Source organism: Bradyrhizobium sp. USDA 326 (genome assembly GCF_049739485.1).
Lineage (GTDB): Bacteria > Pseudomonadota > Alphaproteobacteria > Rhizobiales > Xanthobacteraceae > Bradyrhizobium.
Genome location: NZ_JBMGQA010000001.1, coordinates 2,145,207 through 2,166,359, shown reverse-complemented (window position 1 = coordinate 2,166,359; position 21,153 = coordinate 2,145,207). Strand labels below are relative to the sequence as shown.

Below are 21,153 nucleotides of genomic sequence, written 5' to 3'. Positions count from 1 at the left end.
AGGCCTCACTCCACCTTGCGAATGCGTTCGATCAGCGCGGCCGCCGCGGGATCGCGTCCGGCCTTGGCGTAGATTGCGGCCATCGCCTCCTCGAACGGCTTGCGGTCGATGCCCTTGATGATGGTCACGCCCGCGTCCTGCGCCTTGCGCTGCGACTGCTCCTCGAGGTCCCGCCACTTCTCGCGCATGAACCGGCTGGAGCGCTGCGCGGCCTCCTTGAAGATGATCCGGTCGTCCGGCGACAGGCTCTGCCAGGCCTTCAGCGAAATCACCAGCACCTCCGGGCTCATCGTGTGTTCGGTGAGCGTGTAATGGCCGGCATGCTTGTAATGGTCCGTCGTCACGAAAGATGGCCAGTTGTTCTCGGCGCCGTCGATCAGGTGGTTGGCAAGCCCGGTGAGCACCTGCCCGTAGGGCAGTTCGACCGGTTCGGCGCCGAGCGCGCGCATCATCTGGTTCATCAACTCCGACTGCTGCACCCGGATCCGCAATCCCTGCAGATCCGCGAAGCTTCGGACCGGGCGGACGCCATTGTAGATCGACCGCGCGCCCGAATCGTAGAAGCAGAGCCCGACGAAGCCGTAGGGCTCGAAACTGTTCAGGATCTCGCTGCCGATCGGCCCGTCCAGCACCCTCTGCATGTGCTCGATGGACCGGAACAGGAACGGCATTGCGAGCACGTTCATCGCCGGGACGAAATTGCCGATCAGCGCCACGTTGGTCCGGTTGAGGTCGATCGCGCCGGCCCGGGTCTGCTCGATAGTCTCCTTTTCCTCGCCGAGCTGACGGGAGTGGAAAACCTTGATCTCGTGCCGGCCGCCGCTGCGTTCGGCGATCAGGGCGCCCATGTAACGCAGCGCCTGGACGGTCGGGTAGTTCTCGGCCTGAGTGTCGGCGGCGCGAAATTCGCGCGCAACGGCGCCCGTCGTCCAGACGGCAAGCAGAAGCGCGACGAAGATCACCCCGGTCCGCGAAGATTCGGCACGGTTCAGCACTGGCACACTCAACCCCTCGGTGGTGGAGTCTATGGCGGAAGGAAAAGGTTCAATGCAACCTAGCAGATGGTAAGGGGAAGGCCATCCCGCCGGTTCCGCAGGGCCGAATTGTGCGACGCGGCCGGCGCTCATTCCCGGTTGAAACCGCCAATGCCGCGCCTTAAGCAAGGCAGCGCCTTCCGGCGCGCGGCAAGGGAAGAGCCATCGTGATGCCAGCACTGCGCCTTTTGCAGTTCGTCGCCGCCTTTGCGGCTCTCTCATTGGCCGCTCCCGCCGGTGCCGCCACCGACATTGCGCTGTGGCACGCCATGTCCGGCGAGCTCGGCCGGCAGCTCGACAAGCTCGCCTCCGACTTCAATGCCTCGCAGTCCGACTACCGGATCGTGCCTGCCTATAAGGGCAATTACACCGAAACGGTGACGGCGGCGATTTTCGCCTTCCGTTCGCGCAGCCAGCCCGCGATCGTCCAGGTCAACGAGGTCGCCACCGCGACGATGACCGCGGCCAAGGGCGCGATCTATCCGGTGTTCAGCCTGATGCGGGACCAGGGCGAGCCGTTCTCGCTGGACGATTACCTGCCCGCGGTCTCCGGCTACTACACCGACGCGTCCGGCAATCTGTTGTCCTTCCCGTTCAATTCCTCGACCCCGATCCTGTATTACAACAAGACCATGTTCCGCGAGGCGGGCCTCGATCCGGAGGCGCCGCCGAAGACCTGGCCGGAATTGGGGGCGGCCGCGAAGCGCCTGCGCGACCGTGGTGCTCCTTGCGGCTTCACCACGTCCTGGCCGTCCTGGATCCATGTCGAGAATTTCTCCGCCTTCCACAATTTGTCGCTGGCGACGCGGGCGAACGGCTTTGCCGGGCTTGATGCCGGATTGACCATCAACAATCCGCTTCTCGTCAAGCACATCGCCCAACTTGCAGATTGGCAGAAGACCAAGCTGTTCGACTATAGCGGCCGTGGGCAATCAGCCGAGCCGCGCTTCCAGAACGGCGAATGCGGCATCTTCATCGGCTCCTCGGCGACGCGCGCCGACATCAAGGCGAATTCGAAGTTCGAGATCGGCTACGGCATGATGCCGTACTGGCCCGATGTGAAGGACGCACCGCAGAACTCGATCATTGGCGGCGCCACGCTCTGGGTGCTGCGCGACCGTCCCCGCGAGGAATACAAGGGCGTCGCGCGATTCTTCGCCTATCTGTCGCAACCGGCGGTGCAGGCTGCCTGGCACCAGAACACCGGCTATCTGCCTGTGACCCGCGCCGCCTTCGAGCTGACGCGGTCGCAGGGGTTCTACGAGCGCAATCCGGGTTCGGCGATCTCGTTCGAGGAGATCACGCTGCATCCGCCGACGGAGAACTCCAAGGGCATCCGGCTCGGCTCCTTCAGCCTGATCCGCGGCGCCATCGAGGACGAGCTGGAGCAGGCCTTTGCCGGCCAGAAGAGCGCGCAAGCCGCACTCGATTCCGCCGTCGAGCGCGGCAACAAGCTGCTGCGCCAGTTCGAGCGCGCAAGTCCGGATAGGTAGCGGGTTGCGAATGAGCCTGGCTGTCGCCGCGAGCACGGTGCGCTCCCTCCCCCGCTTGCGGGGGAGGGCTGGGGAGAGGGTGCTTCCGCAATGGGACAATCCCCAAGAGGAGAAAACCCTCACCCGGCACTACGTGCCGACCTCTCCCGCGAGCGGGAGAGGTGCACCGTCTCCTCGGCTGGCATCGAGCCAACCAACGCTAACCCTGTTTTCGATACGCAAGCGCCAATGACACTCATGCCGTCGCAACAACTTCCCCACCTGGCCGACGCCGCAAGCTTTCGCGCCTTTCGCTCAGCTCCCTCACAATGGCTCCCCATCGCGCTCGACATCGCGCGCAGCCACGGTCTCGATGCCGGCGCCCCGCATGTGTTTGCGACTGGCACCAACCTCGTGGTCGGCCTGGGTGAAACGCTGATCCTGAAAATCTTCCCGCCGCTCTTGCGCGCGCAATTCGTCTCCGAGCGCGGCTCGCTGTCGCAGCTTGCCGGCCGCTTGCATTTGCCGATCCCCGAGATCGTGGCGGAGGGCGAGCGCGACGGCTGGCCCTATCTGATTATCACGCGCCTTGCCGGCACGCTCGGCTCGGAGGTCTGGCCGCATTTGCCAGAAGACCAGAAGGAGCGCGTGCTGCGCCAGATCGGCGAGACCATCGCTTCCGTGCAGCGCGCCCCGCTCGGCGCGCTCGCGCAGATCGAGCCGCGCTGGGACGCGTTCATGCGCAGGCAGATGCAGGGCTGCAGAGCGCGGCACACCCGCCTCGGCCTTGCGCCAAAATTCCTGGCCGGGCTCGACGATCTCCTGCGCGATGCGGGCAAGCTCATCCCGATGGATGCGCCGCCGGTGATCCTGATCGGGGAGTACATTCCCGAGAACTTCCTGCTCGCCTGCCATGACGGCCAATGGTCGCTTGCCGGCCTGTTCGACTTCGGCGATGTCCTCGCCGGATGGCGCGACTACGACCTGCTCGGCCCCAGCGCCTTCATGGCGGCGGGTCGGCCCGGCCGGGTGCGCAGCCTGCTCGAAGGTTTTGGCTATGCGAAGCCGGACGATGCGCTCAAGCGGCGCCTGATGGCCCTGATGCTGCTGCACCGCGCCAGCGATCTCAACGCGCACATCTGCATCGAAGGCTGGCAGGAAAAGGCGAATGACCTCATTGAGCTGCAGGAGCTGATCTGGCCCGGCTGAGCGCGCCACGCCTCCCCGGTCATTCCGGGGCGCCGCGGAGCGGCGAGCCCGGAATCTCTTGTCCCGCGCGTGTTGCCGCCCGATGGAGTCCGGGCTCGATGCTGCGCATCGCCCCGGAATGACGGGGGAGGGTGTTGCTGAGGCCCGGTCGCCAAGGATTTGTCCGCCTCCTCGATGGGCTCCGAGATCTTGCAGCGTAATTTTTATGCAATTGCCTCCCTTTGTATGCAATTCGATCTGCCATACAATTCAAGTGAAACGCAGTAATCTCCTGTGATATCAGCTACTTATGGCAAATTTAGTATCCCGTTAAGCTCTGGCACGAACTTTGCGAATTCAGTTCCAACCAGAAACTTTTGTGTTGGAGCGATTTCATGAAGCGCCGCGATTTCCTCAAATCCGTTTCCGGGTTGGCCGCCGGAGCGGCGCTTCCGGCCATGCCGTCCGTGATCTCCTCGGCCAAGGCCGATGCCCGCTCGGAGACGCTGCTGATCATCTCGGAGGGCGGCCCCAACAATCTCGACATCCACGGCATCGGCACCAACGTGCCCGGCTATGAGGTGTCCTGGAATTGCTACGACCGCCTGATCAGCCACGAGATGAAGAGCGGCCCCGGCGGCGTGCCCTATTACGACCGCGACAAGTTTAAGGGCGAACTCGCCGAGGACTTCAAGATCGACGACATGTCGGTCACCTTCAAGCTGAAGAAGAACGCCAAATTCCACGACGGCGCGCCTGTTACCGCCAAGGACGTGAAGTGGTCGCTCGACCGCGCCGTCAGCGTCGGCGGTTTCCCGACCTTCCAGATGAGCGCGGGCTCGCTGACCAAGCCGGAGCAGTTTGTCGTGATCGACGATCACACCGTGCGCGTCGACTTCCTGAAGAAGGACAAGCTCACGATCCCCGATCTTGCCGTCATCGTGCCCTGCATCGTCAATTCCGAGCTGGTGAAGAAGAACGCCAGCGAGAAGGATCCCTGGGGTCTCGAATACACCAAGCAGCAGACCGCGGGCTCCGGCGCCTACAAGGTGGTGAAATGGACCGCCGGCACCGAGGTGGTGATGGAGCGCAACGACGACTGGGTCGGCGGTCCCCTGCCGAAGATCAAGCGCGTGATCTGGCGCATGGTGCCGCAGGCCGGCAACCGCCGTGCGCTGCTCGAGCGCGGCGACGCCGACATTTCCTACGAGCTGCCGTTCAAGGATTTCCAGGAGATGAAGGCGAACGGCAAGCTCAACGTGGTGTCGCTGCCGTTCTCCAACGGCATCCAGTATATCGGCATGAACGTGACCAAGCCGCCCTTCGACAATCCGAAGGTGCGGCAGGCGATGGCCTATGCGATGCCGTATCAGAAGATCATGGACGCCGTGCTGTTCGGGCTCGGCAACCCGATGTTCGGCGCGCCCGCGGACAAGGCCACCGAGGTCGCCTGGCCGCAGCCGCACAAGTTCAACACCGACATGGCGAAGGCGAAGGCGCTATTGGCCGAAGCGGGCTACCCCAACGGCTTCGAGACCACGATCTCGTTCGATCTCAACTTCGCCGGCGTCAACGAGCCGCTCTGCGTGCTGGTGCAGGAATCGCTCGCCCAGCTCGGCATCAAGACCACCATTAACAAGGTGCCGGGCGCCAACTGGCGCACCGAGTTGAACAAGAAGGAGATGCCGCTCTTCACCAACGTGTTCTCGGGCTGGCTCGATTATCCCGAATACTTCTTCTACTGGTGCTATCACGGCAACAATTCTGTCTTCAACACCATGAGCTACAAGTCGGCGGAGATGGACAAGCTCATCGACGGCGCGCGCACCGCCGCGGCCACCGGCGACAAGGCCACCTATGATGCCGACGTAAAGGGCTTCGTCGATCTCGCCTACAGCGACATCCCGCGCATCCCGCTGTACCAGCCCTTCGTCAACGTCGCGATGCAGAAGAACATCAGCGGCTACCAATACTGGTTCCACCGCCGCCTGGATTATCGCGCGATGGCGAAGGGGTGAGAGAGGCATGGGGCCAACAGTGCTGGCTATCCTCCCGAGTGAGGTGAGCACGCTCTTCAGACTCCCTCCCCCCTTGCGGGGCAGGGTTGGGGAGAGGGGTAGCCACGAACTCAGGCTTCTCCCGGGGCCACCCCTCTCCCTAGCCCTCCCCCGCAAGGGGGGAGGGAACGCAGCGGTGCGCGCCGCTGGCTGCGCGCGCATCAGTCGCAGGAGCGCCCCATGCTGACCATGATCGGCAAGCGCCTGATGTTCGCGATTCCCTCGCTGATCGGCGTCGTCATCGTCACCTTTCTGCTGACGCGCGCGCTTCCTGGCGATCCCGCCGCCTATTTCGCCGGTCCCGCTGCGACAAAGGAAGCCGTCGAGCAGATCCGCAAGAAACTCGGCCTCGACAGACCGCTCATCGAACAGTTCTTCCGCTACACCAACGATCTCGCGCATGGCGATTTCGGCAACTCGCTCACCACGGGACAACCGGTCGCGGCGGAGATCCGCAACCGCCTGCCGGCCTCCGCCGAGCTGACACTGCTCGGCCTCTTGGTCTCGATCGTCATCGCCATTCCGCTCGGCGTGCTGGCGGCAACCCGGCCAGGATCATGGATCGACCATCTCTGCCGCGTCACGACAACGGCCGGCGTGTCGCTGCCGGTGTTCTTCACCGGCCTCGTGCTGGTCTATGTGTTCTACTTCCGCCTAGGCTGGTCGCCCGCGCCACTCGGCCGTCTCGACGTGTTCTACAGCGCCCCGCCGACGGTGACCGGCTTCTACCTGATCGACACCCTGCTGGCGCGCGACGTCGAGGCATTCCGCTCGGCGCTGAGCCAGCTCATTCTTCCCGCGACGACGCTCGCGATCTTTTCGCTGGCGCCGATCGCGCGCATGACGCGCGCCTCGATGCTGGCGGTGCTCGCCAGCGAGTTCGTCCGCACCGCGCGCGCCAGCGGCCTGTCGCCCGCAACCGTGATCGTCACCTACGCCTTCCGCAACGCGATGCTGCCGGTCATCACCACGCTCAGCATGGTGTTCTCGTTCCTGCTGGGCGCCAACGTGCTGGTCGAGAAAGTGTTCGCCTGGCCGGGCATCGGCTCCTACGCCGTGGAAGCGCTGATCTCGTCGGACTTCGCGCCGGTGCAGGGTTTTGTGCTGACCATGGCGGTGATGTACGTGCTGCTCAATCTGATCATCGACATTTTGTACGGCGTGATCGATCCGCGCGTGCGGCTGGAGGGCTAGCCATGATCGCATTCGATGCGAGACACGCGACCGGTGCGCTCCCTCCCCCGCTTGCGGGGGAGGGCTGGGGAGAGGGTGTCTCCGCGGGCGAGAACCCCCAAGAGGCGAGAGCCCTCTCCCGGCGCGTTGCGCCGACCTCTCCCGCAAGCGGGAGAGGTGAAGCCAACTCCCAGCTCGCTATCCAAATTCATGAAGCACCAGGAGTGAAACCATGAGCTCCGTTGCGCCTGCTGTTGAACCCGTCGGTCCCGCCCGCACGTCGGGACTATCAGCGATCCTCGAACAGACCCGCTATGTCCTCGGCGAGAACAAGGTCACGGGCTTTGCCTTCGCGCTGCTGATCCTGATCCTCGCCGCCGCGATCTTCGGGCCCTCTGTGGTGCCGTACGATCCGCTCGCCTCCGACACCGCGGCGGCCCTGAAGCCGCCGTCGGCGGCGCACTGGTTCGGCACCGACCAGCTCGGGCGCGACATCTTCAGCCGCGTCATCGTCGCCACGCGCCTCGACGTCTTCATCGCGATCGCCTCGGTCGCGCTGGTGTTCCTGATGGGCGGCCTTGCCGGCATTGCCGCCGGCTATTTCGGCGGCTGGACCGATCGCGTCGTCGGCCGCATCGCCGACACCATCATGGCCTTTCCGCTGTTCGTGCTCGCCATGGGCATCGTCGCCGCGCTCGGCAATACCGTGCAGAACATCATCCTCGCCACCGCGATCGTGAACTTTCCGCTCTATGCCCGCGTCGCGCGCGCCGAAGCCAATGTCCGTCGCAATGCCGGCTTCGTGCAGGCCGCGCGCCTCTCCGGCAACGGCGAATTCCGCATCCTCCTGGCGCACATTCTCCCGAACATCATGCCGATCATGATCGTGCAGATGTCGCTGACCATGGGCTACGCCATCCTCAACGCCGCGGGTCTCTCCTTCATCGGCCTCGGCGTCCGGCCTCCCACCGCCGAATGGGGCATCATGGTCGCCGAAGGCGCGGGCTTCATGGTCTCGGGCGAATGGTGGATCGCGCTATTCCCCGGCCTTGCCCTGATGATCGCGGTGTTCTGCTTCAACCTCCTCGGCGACGGACTGCGCGACATCGTCGACCCCCAGCGGAGGACGTGATGGTGATTGGTGTCGCGAGGATCACATGTGAAGAGAGCACCGCTCTCTCATTCCCTCCCCCGCAAAGGGGGAGGGGCGAGAGGCCGGTGCCCGCCTCACACGCAAATGTCCGTCAAAAATTCCTCAGTAATTCCAACGTCGTTCTACTGTGCATGGGGTCGTTTTCAACCCTTTTGATGGGGAGGCGCCCATGACCGCGCAGCCTCTGCTCGACGTCCAGGACCTCACCGTCGAATTCACCACCCGCCGCGGCATCGTGAAAGCGGTGCAGCACGTCAACATCTCCGTCGCCAAGGGCGAGACGCTCGCCATCGTCGGCGAGTCCGGCTCCGGCAAGTCGGTGACCTCCTATGCCGTGATGCGCATCCTCGACCGCGCCGGGCGGATCGCCGAGGGTTCGGTGATGTTCTCCGGCATCGACGTGAAGGCCGCGACCGAGGACCAGATGCGCGACTTGCGCGGCCGCGAAGTCTCGATGATCTTCCAGAATCCGCGTGCGGCGCTCAACCCGATCCGCAAAGTCGGCGACCAGATCGAGGACGTGCTGCGCACCCATGTGCAGCAGGCCCAGGTGGCCGATCACGGCGAGAAGGCAATCGAGGCGCTGGAGCAGGTCAAGATCGCACGCCCGCGCGAGCGCTACCACGCCTATCCCTTCGAGCTCTCGGGCGGCATGTGCCAGCGCGTCGTCATCGCGCTCGCGCTCGCCTGCAATCCGCAGCTCCTGATCGCGGACGAGCCAACCACCGGCCTCGACGTCACCACGCAGAAGGCCGTGATGGACCTGATCGTCGAGCTGACCAGGCGACGCGCGATGTCGACCATCCTGATCACGCACGACCTCGGCCTTGCGGCTGCCTATTGCGACCGCGTCGTCGTGATGGAGAAGGGTCGCGTCGTCGAGACCGCCAAGGCGGCGGATATCTTCGCGAACCCGCAGCACCCCTACACCAAGAAGCTGATGCGCGCGACGCCGCGGCTGGGTGTGAGCCTGCCGGATCTGCTGCCGGAGGAGGAGGGCGCTTCGCAAGCCCCCGTCGTCATGGCCGGGCTTGACCCGCCTGCGGGGCCGAAGCCCCTTCGGCGCGGCGAAGGCCCGGCCACCCATCACGCTTCGCAAGACCCATCTCGTTCGATGGACCGCCGGGTCAAGCCCGGGGGTGACGAGAATCCAAAGCCCCTCCTGCTCGTCGACAAGCTCGTCAAGGAATACCCCCGCCAGGGCGCGACCGCCGTGCTCGGAAAACTGTTCGGCCGGAAGCCTCCGGTCGAGCCGGACGTGTTCCGCGCCGTCGACGGCATCAGCTTCTCGCTCGGCCATGGCGAGAGCGTCGGCCTCGTCGGCGAATCCGGCTGCGGCAAATCGACGACGTCGATGATGGTGATGCGCCTGCTCGACCAGACCTCCGGACTGATCCAGTTCGACGGCGAGGACATCTCGGGCATCGCGCCATCCGCTTTCGCCCGCCTACCGCAGCGCAGCCGCATCCAGATGGTGTTCCAGGACCCCACCGACAGCCTCAACCCCCGCTTCACCGCCGCGCGCGCTATCGCCGATCCGATCATGCAATTGGGTGATATCAAGGGGCGCGACGCGCTCCGTGCCCGCTGCGAGGAGCTCGCCGCCATGGTCGGCCTGCCGCACAATCTGCTCGACCGCTTCCCGCATCAATTGTCGGGCGGCCAGAAAGCCCGCGTCGGTATCGCCCGGGCCATTGCCCTGCATCCGAAGCTAGTCATCCTGGACGAGCCGACGGCGGCGCTGGACGTCTCGGTGCAGGCCGTGGTGCTCAACCTGCTGCAGGACCTGAAACAGCGGCTAGGTATGAGCTACCTGTTCGTCTCGCATGATTTGAATGTGGTGCGCTTGTTGTGCGATCGTGTCATTGTGATGCGGACGGGTCGAATCGTCGAGGAAGGCTCTTCCGAGCAGGTCTTGAGCGATCCCAAGGACGACTTCACCAAGGAGCTGCTGACGGCGATCCCGCATCCGCCGTTGCAGGTACACTGAGAGTGCACTGATAGTTGAGAGCGTGATGGCCGAATCCCTGGACGACTATATCGACGCCGTATCGAGAGCGCTGGCGCTGCCGGTCGAGGAGGCCTGGAGGCCGGCGGTGCGTGCCAACCTCGAAGTGTCGCTGCGCCTCGCCCGCCTCGTCGACGAATTCGCGCTGCCGGACGAGACCGAGCCGGCGCCGATCTTCACGGCCTGATATCGCCATGACCACCAAGCCAGAGATGACGGCCTCCGAGATCGCGAGTGCGGTTGCAGGCGGCAAGATGTCCGCGCTCGACGCCACCGAAGCCGCGCTCGCGCGCATCAAGCAGCACGACTCCGTCCTCAACGCCTTCACCGACGTCACCGCCGAGCGGGCCCGTGCGAAAGCACGCGCGATCGACGCCGATATCGCGGCGGGAAAGAAAGTCGGCCCGCTCGCCGGCGTGCCCTTCGCGGTGAAGAACCTGTTCGATGTCGCAGGCCTTTCGACCCGCGCGGGTTCGAAGATCAACCGCGACCTCGCGCCCGCCAAGCGCGATGCGACGCTGATCGAGCGGATGGAAGCGGCCGGCGCGGTCCTCGTCGGCGCGCTCAACATGGGCGAATACGCCTACGACTTCACCGGCGAGAACGTCCACGACGGCCCCTCGCGCAATCCGCATGACACCACGCGGATGACCGGCGGCTCTTCCGGCGGTTCCGGCAGCGCGGTCGGCGGCGCGCTGGTGCCGATCGCGCTCGGCTCGGACACCAACGGCTCGATCCGCGTACCGTCCTCGTTCTGCGGCATCTTTGGCCTGAAGCCGACCTATGGCCGGCTGTCGCGGGCGCGCTCCTTCCCGTTCGTGGCGAGCCTCGATCATCTCGGCCCGTTCGCGCGCTCCGTCACCGATCTCGCGCTCGCCTATGACGTGATGCAGGGGCCGGATGCCGACGATGCCGCCTGCACCACGCGTGGGCTAGAACCGACGCTGCCGCTGCTTGCCAATCCGGTTTCGGATCTGCGCATCGCCATTGCCGGCGGTCACTTCCAGAAGAACGTGTTTCCGGAAGCGGTCGAAGCCGTCAGCCGCGTTGCCAAGGCGCTTGGTACGACGAAAGTCGTCGACGTGCCTGAAGCCTCGCGCGCCCGGGCCGCGGCCTATGTCATCACCACCACCGAAGGCGCTTCGCTGCATCTCGATCGCCTGCGCAAGCGTCCGAACGACTTTGATCCGGCCGTGCGCGACCGGCTGATCGCGGGCGCCATGGTGCCGGCGCCGCTGGTCGATCGCGCGCAGAAATTCCGCCGCTGGTATCGCGCGCAGCTTGTCGAGATCTTCAAATCGGTCGACGTGCTGCTGGCGCCGGCGACGCCCTGCACCGCGCCAAAGCTCGGCCAGATGAATTTCAACCTCGACGGCGTCGAGTTGCCGGTCCGCGCCAATATCGGCATCCACACCCAGCCGATCTCCTTCATCGGCCTGCCGGTCGTTGCAGTGCCGGTGCCGCTCGAGCCGCTGCCGATCGGCGTGCAGATCATTTGTGCGCCCTGGCGCGAGGACATCGCGTTGCGCGTTGCGCACGCATTGGAGAAAATGGGTGTCGTCGCCGCGCCCGCGCCCAGAGGAATCTAAGATGGAGATCGATCTCCCCGAGGTGATTGCGGAAGTCAAAGCCGCGTTCGAGCGCTATGAACAGGCCCTCGTCAACAACGATGTCGCCGTGCTCGGCGAGCTCTTTCGCAACGATCCTCGCACCCTGCGCTACGGCATCGGCGAGAACCTTTATGGCTATGAGGCGATCTCCGGCTTCCGCGCCGCCCGCTCGCCGGTCGGGCTGAACCGCCGCACCGCCAAGACCGTCATCAGCAGCTACGGCCGCGACACGGCCGTGGCCTCCACCTTGTTCTATCGCGACACGGCGCCCGGCAAGGTCGGCCGGCAGATGCAGACCTGGATTCGTTTCCCGGAGGGCTGGCGCGTCGTCGCCGCTCATGTCAGCATCATCGACGAGCCGAAAGAGACCGTATGACGCTTGACGATCTTCCGCCTGGGACACTGCCGGCCGAGCCGGTGGTGCCCCGCGTCGACCGGGCGCTGCCGTCGCTGCAGAAGATCACGCGCGCCGAGGAGCTGCGGCTTCAGCTTGCCGACGAGATCGTGCGCGGAACCCTGGCGCCGGGCGCGCCGCTGGACGAGACCGACATCGCGCGACGCTTCAACGTCTCGCGCACGCCGGTGCGCGAAGCGTTGCGCCAGCTGGTGGCGAGCGGCCTCGTCGAGGCGCGGCCGCATCGCGGTGCCGTGGTGGCGCAGCCGTCTATCGAGCGGCTGAAAGGCATGTTCGAGGCGATGGCGGAGCTCGAGGCCTTGTGCGCCGGCCTTGCCGCCGAACGCATGTCGGCGGCCGAGCGTCATGGCCTGGAGGCCATCCACGAGGAGCTGCGGGTGCTGAGCTACACCGGCAATCCCGAGCGTTTCCACGAGGTCAACGAGCGCTTCCACAACGCGATCTATGCCGGTTCGCAGAACGGCTATATCGCCGAGATCACGCTCGCCACCCGCGTCCGCGTGCAGCCGTTCCGCCGCGCCCAGTTCCGCAATCTCGGCCGCCTCGCCAAGTCGCAAGCCGAGCACGACCGCGTCGTCGTCGCCATCATGCGCGGCGACAAGCAGGGCGCCGCCGCCGCGATGCGCGCGCATATCGAATTGGTGCGCGGGGAGTATGAGATTTACGCGGTGTCGGTGTAAGCACGTTCGTTGCCACACTCTCACTGTCGTCCCCGCGAACGCGGGGACCCATAACCACAGGGAGTAGTTCGAGGCAGAGTTCCCACTCCGAGTATTCGCAAAACCGCTTTCTGTGGGTATGGGTCCCGGATCGGCGCTCCGCTTCGCTGCGCTTGTCCGGGACGACAGTCTTTATGAGGTTCGCGCCGTTTACACGACCTACGCCGTCGCAGCTTCCGCCATAAACTTCCGCCAGCCGCCATAGGCGGTGATATCGCGCGCTTCGCCCAGCGCCTCGGGCTCGACGAGAAACCCCTTCACGCTGCGGCCATCGGCAAGGCGCACCGTGCCGATCGCCATCGGTGCCGGAATGGCGTTGACGAACTCGCCGAACGCAGCTGCCGACAATGACCAGATTTCCAGCTCTATGGCCGCGCCCGTGCCGGTCTCGACGCGCAGCAGGCCGGGCTTCGGCGGCGTCGTCTTGAGCGCATAGAGCTTGTAGTCGGGCGCGGTCTTCGTCGCCTCGATCAGCTTTCCATTCAGCGTGGTCAATTCCCCGTTCAGCGCCATGCCGGAGAGGTGCGCTCCGACCACCGCAATCGGGATTTCATCGCCATTGCTTGCGGGCAGTGGCGCGAGCGGGGCCTGCGCCACACCCTTCGCGCCGAGGGTCAGCTTGGTATCAGCATGGAAGACGCGGCCGATGCTGGCGAGCAGCACATCGCGTCCTGCGGGCGCGAGCAGCGTGATGCCGAAAGGAATGCCGTCGCTGCGCATCGCAGCAGGCACGGCGAGGCCGCAGAGGTCGAGCAAGTTGACGAAATTGGTGTAGGTGCCGAGCCGGCTGTTGAGCTCGATCGGATTGGCGAGCACCTGTTCGGTCGTATAGGCCGTCGGCGCGGTCGGCAGCACCAGCGCGTCGATATCCGTAAACGTCCGCTCGGCGACCTTGCGCAGCCCCTGCAGGCGATAGAGCGCCGAGAAGGTCTCCGCCGCGGTCAGCCGCGCGCCGGCGGCGGTGATCTCGCGCGTCACGGGGTGGATCGTGTCGGGCGCGGAGGCGAGCAGGTCCTTGATCACGAGGTAGCGCTCGGCGACCCAGGGACCCTCATAGAGCAGGCGCGCCGTCTCATAGAACGGCTCGAGGTCGAACTCGACCAGTGACGCGCCAAGCGCAGTCCATCGCTTCAGTGCATCGCCGTAAGCGGCTTCCGCCTTCTTGTCGCCGAAGAAGATCAGCTGCCCGTCGCGCGGCACGCCCAGGCGCAAGCTTGCCGGCATCGGCGTGAGCGCACCCAGCGGCCGGTCGCGCGAGAATGGATCGGCCCGGTCGGGTCCCGCCATCACCGATAGCGCAAGGGCGGCGTCGTCCACCGTCAGTGCGAACACCGAGATGCAGTCGAGCGTGCGGCAGGCCGGCACCAGGCCCGCATTGGAGATCATGCCGAGGCTCGGCTTCAGCCCGACGATGTTGTTGAGCATTGCCGGCACGCGGCCCGAGCCGGCGGTGTCGGTGCCGAGCGACAGCGGCACGAGCCCGGCGCCGACGGCGACCGCGGAGCCCGAGCTCGAGCCGCCGGGAATGAGATCCTCGCGGATCGAATTCCTGGGAATGCCGTAGGGCGAACGGACGCCGACGAGCCCGGTTGCGAACTGGTCGAGATTGGTCTTGCCGATGATGATGGCGCCGGCGGCGCGCAGGCGCTCCACGGCGGCCGCGTCGTGCGCCGGCGTGTACGAGAAGGCCGGGCACGCGGCCGTGGTCGGAAAGCCCAGCGCCTCGATATTGTCCTTCACTGCGACCGGCACGCCATAGAGCGGCAGACCGGCGGCATCCGCGCGGACGGCTAGCTTCTCGGCCTCAGCGATCGCGTCCTTCTCGTCGCGCAGGCTGATGAACACGGCGGGATCATCGTGGTCGCGGATGCGCTGGTAGGTCCGTGCGACCGTCTGCGCCGGCGTCAGTGTGCCCGCGCGATGCGCGGCCACAATCGCGGCGATCGTTTCAGGCTGCTCGGCCCCCATGGCAACTCAACTCCGGCAATTTGTCCTTCGCCCGGAGTAAAGCAAGCGATGTGCCATTGTGTACATTGTCCGGGCAGGTCGATGGCCCCGGATATCATCGTAAGATCAGCAGGTTGGAGGATGTTTCGGCAAGCGCGCGGGCGGTCGTGCCGCCGTCCTCCGACGGGCATCTGCTCAAATAATGAGCAGTCGGGATCAGGTGAAGCCGGCGAGGATCCGGAGCAGGTGCGCCCGATTCTCCTTGCCGATCTTCGCCTCGACGTGCCGCTCGTGCTCGGCCGCGAGCCGCTTGAACTTCGCCAGTGCGGTCTCGCCCTGCGCCGTGAGGTGCAAGGCATGGGAGCGCCGGTCTTCCTTGGACTTGATGCGCTTCACCAGCTTGCGTCGTTCGAGGCTGTCGAGCAGATGCACCAGCCGGGCGCGCTCGATGCCGAGGCGCTTTGCCACCGCCATCTGCGACAGGCCCGGATTGGCGCCGATCACCGTCAGCACCGAATATTGGGTCGGCCGGATGTCGACCTCGCCGAGTGTCTTGATGAAGTCCTGAAAGATCCAGATCTGGAAGCGCCGCACCGCATAGCCGGCGTGGCCGACCAGTGCGTCGAGGCCGACGTCGTCGGCGACATCGCGAGTTGCTGCGCCATTGCCGGCGCGCTTGCGTAGGGAGGGGCGGGTCTCGGCCCGGACTGCACTGGCGGTCACGTATGTCTCCTGTCGCGCAATCTTAACGCCTCGTGGGGCCGAGAGGAAGATTGTTGTTGACGACAACAATTGTCGTGCCCAACATTATGGCCGAAGCAGCCCGAAACGAGGCTGCGGCTATCCGATTTCCCGGGCGGAGGAGGAAACACATGACAGTCGCCCCAGATGGTGACGTTGCAGGCCTGTTCGCAACGCCAAGGACCGTCGCAGAGCAACGCGCCGATGGCAGCATCGTGCTGCGATCGCCCGATCCGTTGCGCGACGGCGCGCGTTGCGTCGGCGACTGGCTGGAGCAATGGGCGCGGCAAACGCCGGATGCGATCTTCCTGGCCGAACGCGGCAATGTCGAAGCGCCCTGGACCACCGTCACCTATGCCCAGGCGCTGCGGAAGGTGCGCGCCGCCGCATCCTGGATCCTGGGGCAGGGTCTCTGCGCAGAGCGCCCGCTCGCGATCCTTTCCGACAACAGCATCGATCACGCGCTGCTCGCGCTTGCCGCCCAGCATGTGGGCGTGCCGTCCGCGGCGATCTCGCCGGCCTATTCGCTGATGTCGAGAGACTTCGACAAGCTCAAGAGCATGATTGCGCTGCTCGTGCCGGGCGCGATCTACGTTTCCGCGACCAGGCCATTCGCGGCAGCGCTGGCAGCTATCGAGCCGCTGCACCAGGCCCAGGTCATCAGCGGCAATGCCGATGACGATGGCGTGCTCGCCTTCCGCACCGTTGCGGCGACACCCGAGACGCCCGACGTCGCAAGAGCCTTTGCGGCGCTCACGCCTGATACGATCGCTAAATTCCTGTTCACCTCGGGCTCCACCGGCACGCCCAAGGCGGTCATCAACACCCAGCGCATGCTGACCTCCAGCCAGCAAGCGAAGGCGCAGACCTGGACTTTCCTCGAAGAGAGCCGCGGCAATCTCGTCATCCTCGACTGGCTGCCCTGGAGTCACACCTTCGGCGCCAACCACAATTTCAACCTCGTGCTGCGCAATGGCGGCTCGCTCTATATCGACGGCGGCAAGCCTGCACCCGGACTGTTCACGACGTCGCTCGCCAATCTGAAAAGCGTGATGCCGACGGTCTATTTCAACGTGCCGCGCGGCTTCGACATGCTGATCGCGGCTCTGCGGAGCGACGAGGAACTGCGCCGCCGCTTCTTCGGCGAGGTGAAATTCGCCTTCTATGCCGGCGCCGCGCTGCCGCAGAATCTCTGGGATGCCCTGGAGCAGCTTTCCATCGAGACCGTCGGCCGTGCGTTGCCGATGGTCTCGGCCTGGGGCTCGACCGAAACCTCACCGCTCGCCACCGATTGTCACTTCCTCGCCGAACGCTCCGGCAACATCGGTGTGCCCATTCCCGGCACCGAGCTGAAACTGGTCACCTCCGGCGACAAGCTGGAGGTGAGGGTGCGCGGCCCCAACGTCACGCCCGGCTACTGGAAGGCGCCGGAGCTGACCAGGCAGGCGTTCGACGACGAGGGATTTTATCTGATCGGTGACGCCGTGAAGCTTGCTGACGCCGGGCGGCCCGAGCGGGGGCTGTTCTTCGATGGCCGGGTCGCGGAAGACTTCAAGCTCAATTCCGGCACCTGGGTCAGTGTCGGCACGTTGCGCGTCGCCGGCGTGGCCGCGCTGGCGCCGCTCGCGCAGGACGTCGTCGTTGCGGGCCATGGCGGCGACGAGGTGCGCTTCCTGGTGTTTCCGAATATCGCGGCCTGCCGCGCTCATGCCGGGCTGCCCGAGACCGCGGCTGTGGACGACGTGCTGGCGCATGCAAAGATCAGGGCTGCGATCGCGCAGGGGCTGGCGAGGCTGAAACAGCAGGGCCCCAACTCCTCCGGCCACGCCACGCGCGCGCTGCTTCTCGCCGAGCCGCCATCGGTGGATGGCGGCGAGATCACCGACAAGGGCTACATCAACCAGCGCGCCGTATTGACGCGCCGTGCCGATGCAGTGGCGCGGCTGAATGACGATACGTCGGGCGAATGGATCGGGTGCGCCGGCTAATGCTGTTGGCGCGCATACTCCTCTCGTGCCCCGGACGCAGCGCAGCACGCAAGTGATGCGCTGCTGGGTCGGGGCCCATTCTTCGCGGACGTCACTAGAGCTGGGTCCCGGCTCAGCGTCGCGTCATTTCATGCCGCGCCGCGTCCGGGACAGGAGAGCATCGTTACACCACCTTGCTGCTTCCCTGCGTGATCAGCCGCGCGGCGCGCTGATCTCGCGCGTAGATCCAGAGCCAACTGAGCGCGACGCTGAGGCGGTGGCGCAGGCCGATCAGGAAGTAGATGTGGGCGATGCCCCAGATCCACCATGCGATGGCGCCGCGCAGTTTGATGCGGCCGAAATCGATCACGGCAAGCCGCTTGCCGATCTGCGCGAGGCTGCCGGCATGCTTGTAGCGGAACGGGCCCGTCGCGGCGCCGCGCAGGCGCGCCCTTATCGTGTCGGCGACGTAGCGGCCCTGCTGCTTGGCGGCGGGCGCGATGCCCGGCACTGGCTTGCCCTCCCAGGCATTGATGCTGACGGTGTCGCCGATCGCAAAGATCTCGGGATGGCCTGGAATCGTGAGGTCGGCCTCGACCTGCACGCGCCCGGCGCGATCGCTGGGTGCGCCCAGCCATTCGGCCGCGGGCGAGGCGCGCACGCCGGCGGCCCAGATCCGCGTCTTGGCCTCGAGCAGCTTGCCGCCGAACACCACGCCCTCGCGATTGATCTCGGTGACGGCCTGGCTGAGCACGACCTCGACGCCGATCTTTTCCAGCGAGGCCTGGGCATAGGCCGAGAGGTCGTCGGGAAATCCTGCGAGCACGCGCGGGCCCGCCTCGATCAGCACCACGCGCGCCTTGTGCGTGTCGATGTTGCGGAAATCGCCGGGCAGGGTGTGATGCGCCATCTCGGCGATGGTGCCGGCGAGCTCGACGCCGGTCGGGCCCGCCCCGACGATGACGAAGGTCAGCCGCGCCGCGCGCCTGGCGGCATCGGTCTCGCGCTCTGCGCGTTCGAACGCCACGAGAATGTGCCGGCGCAGCGTGGTCGCATCCTCCAGGGTCTTCAGGCCGGGCGCGAACTGCTCCCATTCGTCGTGGCCGAAATAGGCGTGCCGCGCGCCGGTGGCGAGCACCAGCGTGTCGTAGGGCACCTCGCTGCCGTCGTCGATCAGCACGCAGCGACGCGCCGTGTCGACGCCGCTCACGGTGGCAAACAGCGTCGTCACCTCGCGGCGGTCGCGCATGAGATGGCGAATTGGCCAGGCGATCTCGCTGGTCGCGAGCGAGGCAGTCGCGACCTGGTAGAGCAGCGGCTGGAACAGATGATGATTGCGACGGTCGATCAGGGTGATCTCGACCGGCGCGCCCGCAAGCCGGTAGGTCGCCTCCAGCCCGCCGAAGCCGGCGCCGACGATGACGACTCGATGGGGATTTGCGGCCATGATGCACCTTCGAATCTCGCTGCTGCTCACCTTCATTTAAGTGCGGATTGGGCGCCGCGGTCCAATAGCCGTCATCAATGACCGCATAGGCCCAATGTATCGATCGGGCGCGAAAAAGCACCGCAGCCCCCGGACCGCCCTGGGCCGCCTCGGTCGAAGCGAGTAGAATTATATTTCTTGCCACCGCCGATTGAGGCGAAATATGGTGCAGGACGGGTGTTGAGCCATTGGCGGCTCGACAGATTTTGCGTTCAATAGAGACAGGCTTGGAGCGGCGATCACCCCGTTTCCGGGACCAATAATAAGGAGGGAGTGGTTATGAGGACGGCATTTTGGCTGGCGGGCGCAGCGGCGTTGGTGCTGGCAAATCAGGCATTCGCCGGCGACACCATCAAGATCGGTTTCGTCTCGACCTTCAGCGGCCCGACCGCCGTGATCGGCAACGACATGCGCAATTCCTTCGAGCTCGCGCTCGATCATCTCGGACGCAAGATGGACGGCAAGCCGGTCGAGGTGATTTACGAGGATGACGGGCAGAAGCCCGATGTTGGCAAGCAGAAGACCGAGAAGCTGGTGCAGTCCGACAAGGTCGACTTCATCGTCGGCTATATCTGGTCGAACGTGCTGCTCGCCTCGCTGAAGACCGCGGTGGATTCGCAGACCTTCCTGATCTCGGCCAATGCCGGCCCGTCGCAGCTCGCGGGCGAACTGTGCAGCCCTTACGTGTTCTCGACCTCCTGGCAGAACGACCAGACGCCGCAGGCCATGGGCCTCTACATGAACCAGAAGGGGGTTAAGAGCGTGTTCCTGATCGGGCCGAACTACGCGGCCGGCAAGGATATGCTCGCGGGCCTCAAGAGCACGTTCAAGGGCGAGGTCAAGGGCGAGGAATACACGGTCTGGCCGAGCCAGCTCGACTTCTCCGCCGAGCTCTCCAAGGCGCGCGCCTCCGGCGCCGAGTCGATCTTCGTGTTCTACCCGGGCGCCGCCGGCGTGCAGTTCCTCAACCAGTATGCCCAGGCCGGCCTGAAGAGCACGATGCCGCTCTACACCGCCTTCACCATCGACGAGCTGTCGCTGCCGCTCCAGAAGGAGAACGCGCTCGGCGTTCCCGGCGCACAGGAATGGGTCAACGACCTGCCAAACGAGCAGAACAAGCGCTTCGTCGCCGACTACCGCAAGAAGTACCCCGGCCTGCGCCCGACCTATTACGGCGCGCAATCCTATGACGCCGCCCAGCTCATCAACAGCGCGGTGGTCGCGGTGAAGGGCGACACCAGCAAGAAGGATGCGATGAAGGCCGAGATGGAGAAGGCCAACTTCAAGTCGGTGCGCGGCGCGTTCAAGTTCGGCAACAACCACATCCCGGTGCAGAGCTTCTATCTCCAGGACGTGGTCAAGGATGCCGACGGCCAGCTCGCGCTGAAGACCGTCGCCACTATCGTCGAGAACAATCAGGATCGTTTCCACGACAAGTGCAAGATGAAGTGAGCTGATCGCACCCACGAGCAAGCTGCCCCTTCTCCCGTTGCCTTGTGGGAGAAGGTGGCCGCTCAAGCGTGGTGAGATGAGGCTCGATCGCTGCAATGACGGAGGTGCACTCCCTCTCCCGCTTGCGGGGTGAAGTGAAGGAGCTGCGCCAATCGATTCAACCTAAAGGCATCCGCTTCAGGCGGCGCGGCGGGTGAGGAGTTCTCTCCGCGCACATCGCTACGAATGGCGTTCGCTGGTCGAGCCCCTCATCCAGCGGTCATCCCACGCGAGCGGTGATGTCATACGGCGTCAAGCGTGTGTTGACGTGGAGGGCGGGGACGGTCGCTCTCGTGTTCCGGCGCTGCAGCGCAGCGTCGCAGAGGAGACGCTGCGCCGAGCCCGGGCACGAGGGTGCGGCTAGGTACTTCAATCTTCTCCAGCAGGAGAAGACGAAGAACTTCCCGGTTTGAGTGTTTCGATTGGATCTGCGCGTTCAAATGGAAGGGCCGCGTCGCCGCGCGATCTGTTGCATCGGCGTCGTTTGTTGCAACTGCGATGGCTAGCTCGCCGGTCCCTCCGGCAATACGCTCTCGGCCGCCTCCGCGCGCTCTCTTTGCAGCACCTCACGCGCGAGCTCGATGATCTTCTGCTTGTTCACCGTTTCGCGGACGGCAAAAAACACGCGGTTCAATTCCAGGCCGAGCACGGTGTTGAGGGCGATGTCCTCGTCTTCCATCATTGGTTTCCCG

17 protein-coding genes are annotated in these 21,153 nt (G+C 65.3%); 12 read left to right on the top strand and 5 right to left on the bottom strand.

Annotation, left to right across the window (positions count from 1 at the left end; genetic code table 11):
• Positions 1-5 precede the first annotated feature (5 nt).
• Positions 6-1,001: a TRAP transporter substrate-binding protein gene (locus ABIG06_RS10395; RefSeq protein WP_370136182.1), complete on the bottom strand. Its 996-nt coding sequence runs from the start codon at positions 999-1,001 to the stop codon at positions 6-8.
• Between the two features lie 203 nt (positions 1,002-1,204).
• On the opposite strand from ABIG06_RS10395, the gene ugpB reads away from it, so the two are divergent.
• The 10 genes from ugpB to ABIG06_RS10345 all read left to right on the top strand — a co-directional run bounded on the left by ugpB (position 1,205) and on the right by ABIG06_RS10345 (position 12,790).
• Entirely contained in the window at positions 1,205-2,527 is a 1,323-nt protein-coding gene (gene ugpB, locus ABIG06_RS10390) for a sn-glycerol-3-phosphate ABC transporter substrate-binding protein UgpB (protein ID WP_370136180.1), read from the top strand.
• A gap of 228 nt (positions 2,528-2,755) precedes the next feature.
• Positions 2,756-3,715 (top strand): aminoglycoside phosphotransferase family protein, encoded by a 960-nt coding sequence (locus ABIG06_RS10385; RefSeq protein WP_370136178.1) that lies wholly within the window; start codon positions 2,756-2,758, stop codon positions 3,713-3,715.
• Between the two features lie 374 nt (positions 3,716-4,089).
• Positions 4,090-5,712, top strand: coding sequence for an ABC transporter substrate-binding protein (locus ABIG06_RS10380; RefSeq protein WP_370136175.1), 1,623 nt, complete (start codon positions 4,090-4,092; stop codon positions 5,710-5,712).
• A gap of 219 nt (positions 5,713-5,931) precedes the next feature.
• Positions 5,932-6,945 (top strand): ABC transporter permease, encoded by a 1,014-nt coding sequence (locus tag ABIG06_RS10375; protein WP_124160330.1) that lies wholly within the window; start codon positions 5,932-5,934, stop codon positions 6,943-6,945.
• Positions 6,946-7,156: 211 nt separating this feature from the next.
• Positions 7,157-8,056, top strand: coding sequence for an ABC transporter permease (locus ABIG06_RS10370; protein ID WP_370136172.1), 900 nt, complete (start codon positions 7,157-7,159; stop codon positions 8,054-8,056).
• Between the two features lie 190 nt (positions 8,057-8,246).
• Positions 8,247-10,067 carry a dipeptide ABC transporter ATP-binding protein gene (locus ABIG06_RS10365; RefSeq protein ID WP_370136170.1) on the top strand — a complete coding sequence of 607 codons (1,821 nt, stop codon included), beginning with the start codon at positions 8,247-8,249 and terminating at the stop codon, positions 10,065-10,067.
• A 25-nt stretch (positions 10,068-10,092) separates the two neighbouring features.
• Entirely contained in the window at positions 10,093-10,272 is a 180-nt protein-coding gene (locus ABIG06_RS10360) for a DUF4089 domain-containing protein (RefSeq protein WP_199752483.1), read from the top strand.
• 7 nt (positions 10,273-10,279) lie between these two features.
• Positions 10,280-11,674: an AtzE family amidohydrolase gene (locus tag ABIG06_RS10355; RefSeq protein ID WP_370136167.1), complete on the top strand. Its 1,395-nt coding sequence runs from the start codon at positions 10,280-10,282 to the stop codon at positions 11,672-11,674.
• Position 11,675: 1 nt separating this feature from the next.
• Positions 11,676-12,071: an oxalurate catabolism protein HpxZ gene (gene hpxZ / locus ABIG06_RS10350; RefSeq protein ID WP_124163887.1), complete on the top strand. Its 396-nt coding sequence runs from the start codon at positions 11,676-11,678 to the stop codon at positions 12,069-12,071.
• On the top strand, positions 12,068-12,790 hold the full coding sequence (locus ABIG06_RS10345; RefSeq protein ID WP_370136165.1) for a GntR family transcriptional regulator: 723 nt from the start codon (positions 12,068-12,070) through the stop codon (positions 12,788-12,790). Before hpxZ ends, ABIG06_RS10345 begins: the two co-directional genes overlap by 4 nt.
• A gap of 198 nt (positions 12,791-12,988) precedes the next feature.
• On the opposite strand, the gene atzF is transcribed toward ABIG06_RS10345, so the two are convergent.
• Both atzF and ABIG06_RS10335 read right to left on the bottom strand, forming a co-directional pair.
• Positions 12,989-14,797 (bottom strand): allophanate hydrolase, encoded by a 1,809-nt coding sequence (gene atzF / locus ABIG06_RS10340; RefSeq protein ID WP_370136163.1) that lies wholly within the window; start codon positions 14,795-14,797, stop codon positions 12,989-12,991.
• Positions 14,798-14,992: 195 nt separating this feature from the next.
• Positions 14,993-15,499, bottom strand: coding sequence for a MarR family winged helix-turn-helix transcriptional regulator (locus ABIG06_RS10335; RefSeq protein ID WP_124163884.1), 507 nt, complete (start codon positions 15,497-15,499; stop codon positions 14,993-14,995).
• Between the two features lie 149 nt (positions 15,500-15,648).
• Between ABIG06_RS10335 and ABIG06_RS10330 the strand changes: the two genes are divergently transcribed.
• Entirely contained in the window at positions 15,649-17,505 is a 1,857-nt protein-coding gene (locus tag ABIG06_RS10330) for a feruloyl-CoA synthase (protein ID WP_199752479.1), read from the top strand.
• A gap of 163 nt (positions 17,506-17,668) precedes the next feature.
• Here ABIG06_RS10330 and ABIG06_RS10325 read toward each other — a convergent pair whose 3' ends face one another.
• Positions 17,669-18,931: an NAD(P)/FAD-dependent oxidoreductase gene (locus tag ABIG06_RS10325; RefSeq protein ID WP_370136161.1), complete on the bottom strand. Its 1,263-nt coding sequence runs from the start codon at positions 18,929-18,931 to the stop codon at positions 17,669-17,671.
• Between the two features lie 318 nt (positions 18,932-19,249).
• Between ABIG06_RS10325 and ABIG06_RS10320 the strand changes: the two genes are divergently transcribed.
• Positions 19,250-20,422 (top strand): ABC transporter substrate-binding protein, encoded by a 1,173-nt coding sequence (locus ABIG06_RS10320; protein WP_124163881.1) that lies wholly within the window; start codon positions 19,250-19,252, stop codon positions 20,420-20,422.
• A 541-nt stretch (positions 20,423-20,963) separates the two neighbouring features.
• On the opposite strand, the gene ABIG06_RS10315 is transcribed toward ABIG06_RS10320, so the two are convergent.
• The gene (locus ABIG06_RS10315) at positions 20,964-21,143 is read right to left on the bottom strand and encodes a hypothetical protein (protein ID WP_370136158.1); all 180 of its coding nucleotides are present in this window, start codon (positions 21,141-21,143) and stop codon (positions 20,964-20,966) included.
• Between the last annotated feature and the right edge of the window lie 10 nt (positions 21,144-21,153).

Bases quoted from the DNA above. Each gene is read 5' to 3' on its own strand.
- ABIG06_RS10330 (WP_199752479.1), top strand. From the start codon at position 15,649: ATGACAGTCGCCCCAGATGGTGACGTTGCAGGCCTGTTCGCAACGCCA.
- ABIG06_RS10375 (WP_124160330.1), top strand. From the start codon at position 5,932: ATGCTGACCATGATCGGCAAGCGCCTGATGTTCGCGATTCCCTCGCTG.
- ABIG06_RS10380 (WP_370136175.1), top strand. From the start codon at position 4,090: ATGAAGCGCCGCGATTTCCTCAAATCCGTTTCCGGGTTGGCCGCCGGA.
- ABIG06_RS10320 (WP_124163881.1), top strand. From the start codon at position 19,250: ATGAGGACGGCATTTTGGCTGGCGGGCGCAGCGGCGTTGGTGCTGGCA.
- ABIG06_RS10385 (WP_370136178.1), top strand. From the start codon at position 2,756: ATGACACTCATGCCGTCGCAACAACTTCCCCACCTGGCCGACGCCGCA.
- ABIG06_RS10315 (WP_370136158.1), bottom strand. From the start codon at position 21,143: ATGATGGAAGACGAGGACATCGCCCTCAACACCGTGCTCGGCCTGGAA.
- hpxZ (WP_124163887.1), top strand. From the start codon at position 11,676: ATGGAGATCGATCTCCCCGAGGTGATTGCGGAAGTCAAAGCCGCGTTC.
- ABIG06_RS10355 (WP_370136167.1), top strand. From the start codon at position 10,280: ATGACCACCAAGCCAGAGATGACGGCCTCCGAGATCGCGAGTGCGGTT.
- ABIG06_RS10365 (WP_370136170.1), top strand. From the start codon at position 8,247: ATGACCGCGCAGCCTCTGCTCGACGTCCAGGACCTCACCGTCGAATTC.
- ABIG06_RS10360 (WP_199752483.1), top strand. From the start codon at position 10,093: ATGGCCGAATCCCTGGACGACTATATCGACGCCGTATCGAGAGCGCTG.
- atzF (WP_370136163.1), bottom strand. From the start codon at position 14,797: ATGGGGGCCGAGCAGCCTGAAACGATCGCCGCGATTGTGGCCGCGCAT.
- ugpB (WP_370136180.1), top strand. From the start codon at position 1,205: ATGCCAGCACTGCGCCTTTTGCAGTTCGTCGCCGCCTTTGCGGCTCTC.
- ABIG06_RS10345 (WP_370136165.1), top strand. From the start codon at position 12,068: ATGACGCTTGACGATCTTCCGCCTGGGACACTGCCGGCCGAGCCGGTG.
- ABIG06_RS10325 (WP_370136161.1), bottom strand. From the start codon at position 18,931: ATGGCCGCAAATCCCCATCGAGTCGTCATCGTCGGCGCCGGCTTCGGC.
- ABIG06_RS10370 (WP_370136172.1), top strand. From the start codon at position 7,157: ATGAGCTCCGTTGCGCCTGCTGTTGAACCCGTCGGTCCCGCCCGCACG.